We start from the raw sequence: 4,476 nt of genomic DNA, 5'->3' as shown, positions 1-4,476 counted from the left end.
ACCGCAGCCACATCGTGGCGATCTCCCATGTCTGCTTCGTCGGCAAGGAGGGTGATGGCGCCATCATCGAGCTCGATGGTCCCGCGCCGCATCGCGTTCCCGTCAGCCGCGCCAAAATTGCCGAGGTGAAGGCGCGCCTCGGGCTGGTGCGGCGGCACGCTTAGCGTCCCCGTCGCCCGGCAATAGGTCGCTCGCGCTGACGCAATTCGTGCGCGGCGAGCGGCAACTCATGTAATTTGAGCTGCATTCGTGCCGCGCGCATTGCGCCGGCCCCGATCCCGGACAAGCCTCCGCTCAACGACGCGCCTCTCGCTGCGGTCTTCGCGACTGCAGCAACAGCGGCGCGCGAGACCCAGAGAACAAAAACCAGAGAAGGGAGGACAAGGATGATTCCTGGCCCGTTCAGCTATTACCGGCCTGACAGCGTGGCCGACGCGGTCAAGCTGCTCGCGAGCTTGGGCGACGAAGCCCGGCCGCTCGCCGGCGGCCACAGCCTCGTGCCGATGATGAAGCTCAGGCTTGCCACCCCCGGACACCTGATCGATTTGCATGGCGTGGGCGAGCTGAAGTTCATCCGCCGCGACGGCAGCCATATCCGCATCGGCGCGATGACGACCCAGCATGAGCTGCTCGCCTCCGACGAGATCGGGGCCAGCCTGCCAATCCTGCAGGAAGCAGCAAGCCTGATCGCCGATCCGCAGGTGCGTTATCGCGGCACGCTCGGCGGCAACGTCGCCAATGGCGATCCCGGCAACGACATGCCGGCGCTAATGATGATGCTGGGCGCGAGCTACAAGCTCGAAGGCCCCAGCGGCGCACGCGACGTCGCGGCCGCCGACTTCTATCAAGGCGCCTATTTCACCGCGCTCGAGCCCGGCGAGCTGCTGACCGAAATCTCAATTCCGGTTCCGGCGGCCGGCCATGGCTACGCCTATGAGAAGCTGAAACGGAAAGTGGGCGACTATGCGACGGCAGCGGCCGCTGTGGTGCTGACGATGGCCAATGGAAAGGTCGCCACCTGCGCCATCGGACTGACCAATCTACACGAGACGCCGCTGCTGGCGGCTGATGCCGCCAAGGCGGTGATCGGCACGGCGCTGGATGCGGCGGCGCTGAAGGCCGCGGCCGACGCGGCGCGCGCCATCATGGCCCCGGCAGCGGACGCACGCGGCCCGGTCGAATACCGCAAACATGTCGGCGGCGTCATGGTGATCCGCGCGCTGCAGCGCGCGGCGGGCCGGGCGAGGTGAGAATGTGAGCGCGGAAAATGTTTCCGCGAGTTCGCTCTTCTCCCTCCCCCCTTGTGGGAGAGGGCGGGGAGGGGGGTAGCCCCAAGCGACACTGCCGCTGTGGAACCCCCACCCCCAACCCCTCCCCGCAAGGGGGAGGGGAGCACACCGCCATCGCCGCTCCAGTCGGGGCCATTCCATAGCTGACTAGTAAAATTCCTGAGGGACCAACCAATGCCCAAAACCCACGTCACCATAAAAGTGAACGGCAGCGAGGTTGAAGGCCTCGTCGAGCCGCGCACGCTGCTGGTGCATTTCCTGCGCGAGCAGGCCCAGCTCACCGGCACCCATATCGGCTGCGAAACCACCCATTGCGGCGCATGCACCGTCGACATCGACGGCATGAGCGTGAAGAGCTGCACGATGTTCGCAGTCCAGGCGCAGGGCGCCGACATCACCACGATCGAAGGCATGGCCAATGCGGACGGCACGCTGTCGCCGCTGCAGGAGGGCTTTCGCATGATGCACGGGCTGCAATGCGGTTTCTGCACGCCGGGCATGATCATGCGCGCGCATCGGCTTCTGAAGGAGAATCCACAGCCGACGGAAGAAGAGATCCGCGCCGGCATCTCCGGCAATATCTGCCGCTGCACCGGCTATCAGAACATCGTCAAGGCGATCCAATACGCCGCCGCCAAGATCAATGGCTTTGAATTCCAGGAGGCCGCGGAATGAACGACATGACTCCCACGCGGGAACAACGCGAAGCCGCGCTCGAAGGTATGGGCTGCAAGCGCAAGCGCGTCGAGGATATTCGGTTCACCCAAGGCAAGGGCAACTATGTCGACGACGTCAAGCTGCCGGGCATGCTGCACGGCGATTTCGTCCGCTCGCCGCATGCCCATGCGCGGGTGAAGTCGATCAATACCGACGAAGCGCTCAAAGTGCCGGGCGTGCTCGCTGTCATCACCGCTGAGACCCTCAAGACCGTCAATCTCGCCTGGATGCCGACGCTCGCCGGCGACGTGCAGATGGTGCTCGCCGACGGCAAGGTGCTGTTCCAGAACCAGGAGGTTGCCTTCGTGGTCGCGACCGACCGCTATGCGGCTGACGATGGTGTCAGCAAGGTCGTGGTGGAGTACGAGCCGCTGCCGGTGCTGATCGATCCGTTCAAGGCCATGGACCCCGACGCGCCCGTTTTGCGCGAGGACCTCGCCGGCAAGACATCAGGCGCGCACGGCCCGCGCAAGCATCACAACCATATCTTCGAATGGGCGATCGGCGACAAGGATCTGACGGACGCCGCCTTCAACAAGGCCGAGGTGACGATCAAGGAGATGATCTCCTATCACCGCACCCATCCATCGCCGCTCGAGACCTGCCAGTGCGTCTGTTCGTTTGACAAGATCAAGGGCGAGCTGACGATCTGGGGCACCTTCCAGGCGCCACATGTAATCCGCACCGTGGTGTCGTTGATCGCGAAACTGCCGGAGCAGAAGATCCATGTGATCGCGCCCGATATCGGCGGCGGCTTCGGCAACAAGGTCGGTGCCTATCCCGGCTACATCTGCGCGGCGGTCGCATCGATCGTCACCGGCAAACCAGTGAAATGGGTCGAGGACCGGATCGAGAACCTGACCGCGACGTCGTTCGCGCGTGATTATCACATGACGACCGAGATCGCCGCGACGAAAGAGGGTAAGGTCACCGGGCTACGCGTCCACGTGCTCGCCGATCACGGCGCGTTCGACGCCTGCGCCGATCCTTCGAAATGGCCGGCCGGCTTCTTCAACATCGTCACCGGCTCCTATGATTTCCCGGTCGCGCATTGCGTGGTCGACGGCATCTACACCAACAAGGCACCGGGCGGCGTCGCCTATCGCTGCTCGTTCCGCGTCACCGAGGCCGCCTATTGCATCGAGCGCGCGATGGACATCCTGGCGCAGAAGCTCAACATGGATCCGGCCGAGCTGCGCTTGAAGAATTTCGTCAAGCCCGAGCAGTTTCCCTATCACTCCGCGCTCGGTTGGGAATACGACTCCGGCAACTATCACACCGCCATGCGCAAGATGATGGAGACGACGGACTACGCGAGCTTGCGCAAGGAACAGGCCGAGAAGCGCGCGGCGTTCAAGCGCGGTGAGACCCGCGAGATCATGGGGCTCGGTGTCTCCTTCTTTACCGAGATCGTCGGTGCTGGACCGTCGAAGAACTGCGACATCCTCGGCATCGCGATGTTCGATTCTTGCGAGATCCGGCTGCATCCGACCGGAGCCGGCATCGCGCGGATGGGCACCAAGAGCCAGGGGCAGGGCCATGAGACCACCTGGGCGCAGATCATCGCCACCGAGATCGGCATTCCCGCCGACAACATCATGGTGGAGGAGGGCAACACCGACACCGCGCCCTATGGTCTCGGCACCTATGGCTCGCGCTCGACGCCGGTGGCAGGCGCGGCAATTGCGATGGCCGCGCGCAAGATCAAGGCCAAGGCGCAGATGATCGCGGCCTATAAGCTCGAGGTCCATGAGGACGATCTCGAATGGGACATCGACGGCTTCCGCGTCAAGGGCTTGCCAGAGAAGGTCATGACGATGAAGGACATCTGCTGGGCGGCCTATAACTCCGTGCCGCCGGGCATGGAGCCGGGGCTGGAGGCGGTGAGCTATTACGATCCGCCCAACATGACCTATCCGTTCGGCGCCTATCTCTGCGTGATGGACATCGATGTCGACACCGGCGTCTACAAGGTCCGGCGCTTCTATGCGCTGGATGATTGCGGCACCCGCATCAACCCGATGATCATCGAGGGCCAGGTGCATGGCGGGCTGACCGAAGCGTTCGCGATCGCGATGGGGCAGGAGATCCGCTACGATGAGGGCGGCAACGTCGTCACCGGCTCGTTCATGGATTTCTTCATGCCGACCGCGGTGGAGACGCCGCGTTGGGAGACCGACTTCACCGTGACACCGTCGCCGCATCATCCGATCGGCGCCAAGGGCGTCGGCGAAAGCCCGAATGTCGGTGGCGTGCCGGCGTTCTCCAACGCAGTGAATGACGCGTTCTCGTTCCTGGGTTCGACGCACATCCAGATGCCGCACGATTTCTGGCGCAACTGGAAGGCGGCGAAGGAATTGGGTGTGGTGGGGTAGTCAATCGGCGCTTGCTGCGATGAAGGTGCGTTCCCTCCCCCCTTGTGGGGGAGGGTTAGGGAGGGGGGTACCCCACGGGCAGTCTCGCTCGGAGA

3 protein-coding genes and 1 pseudogene are annotated in these 4,476 nt (G+C 64.0%); all 4 read left to right on the top strand.

All coding sequences use genetic code 11. From position 1 onward, the window contains the following. Positions 1-164 (top strand): annotated as a pseudogene (locus tag BRAS3843_RS42185) (carbon monoxide dehydrogenase); the annotation flags it as partial. 222 nt (positions 165-386) lie between these two features. Beyond that, the gene (locus BRAS3843_RS16295) at positions 387-1,250 is read left to right on the top strand and encodes a xanthine dehydrogenase family protein subunit M (RefSeq protein WP_008970049.1); all 864 of its coding nucleotides are present in this window, start codon (positions 387-389) and stop codon (positions 1,248-1,250) included. 213 nt (positions 1,251-1,463) lie between these two features. After that, positions 1,464-1,964, top strand: coding sequence for a (2Fe-2S)-binding protein (locus tag BRAS3843_RS16290; RefSeq protein ID WP_008970048.1), 501 nt, complete (start codon positions 1,464-1,466; stop codon positions 1,962-1,964). Then, positions 1,961-4,381 carry an aerobic carbon-monoxide dehydrogenase large subunit gene (locus tag BRAS3843_RS16285; protein WP_008970047.1) on the top strand — a complete coding sequence of 807 codons (2,421 nt, stop codon included), beginning with the start codon at positions 1,961-1,963 and terminating at the stop codon, positions 4,379-4,381. The genes BRAS3843_RS16290 and BRAS3843_RS16285 overlap by 4 nt, the downstream gene beginning before the upstream one ends. Positions 4,382-4,476: the final 95 nt, after the last annotated feature.

Origin of the sequence: Bradyrhizobium sp. STM 3843 (assembly GCF_000239815.1) — a bacterium.
GTDB lineage: Bacteria > Pseudomonadota > Alphaproteobacteria > Rhizobiales > Xanthobacteraceae > Bradyrhizobium.
The sequence above is the reverse complement of the archived record's forward strand: the minus strand, read 5'-3'. Positions and strand labels throughout refer to the sequence as shown.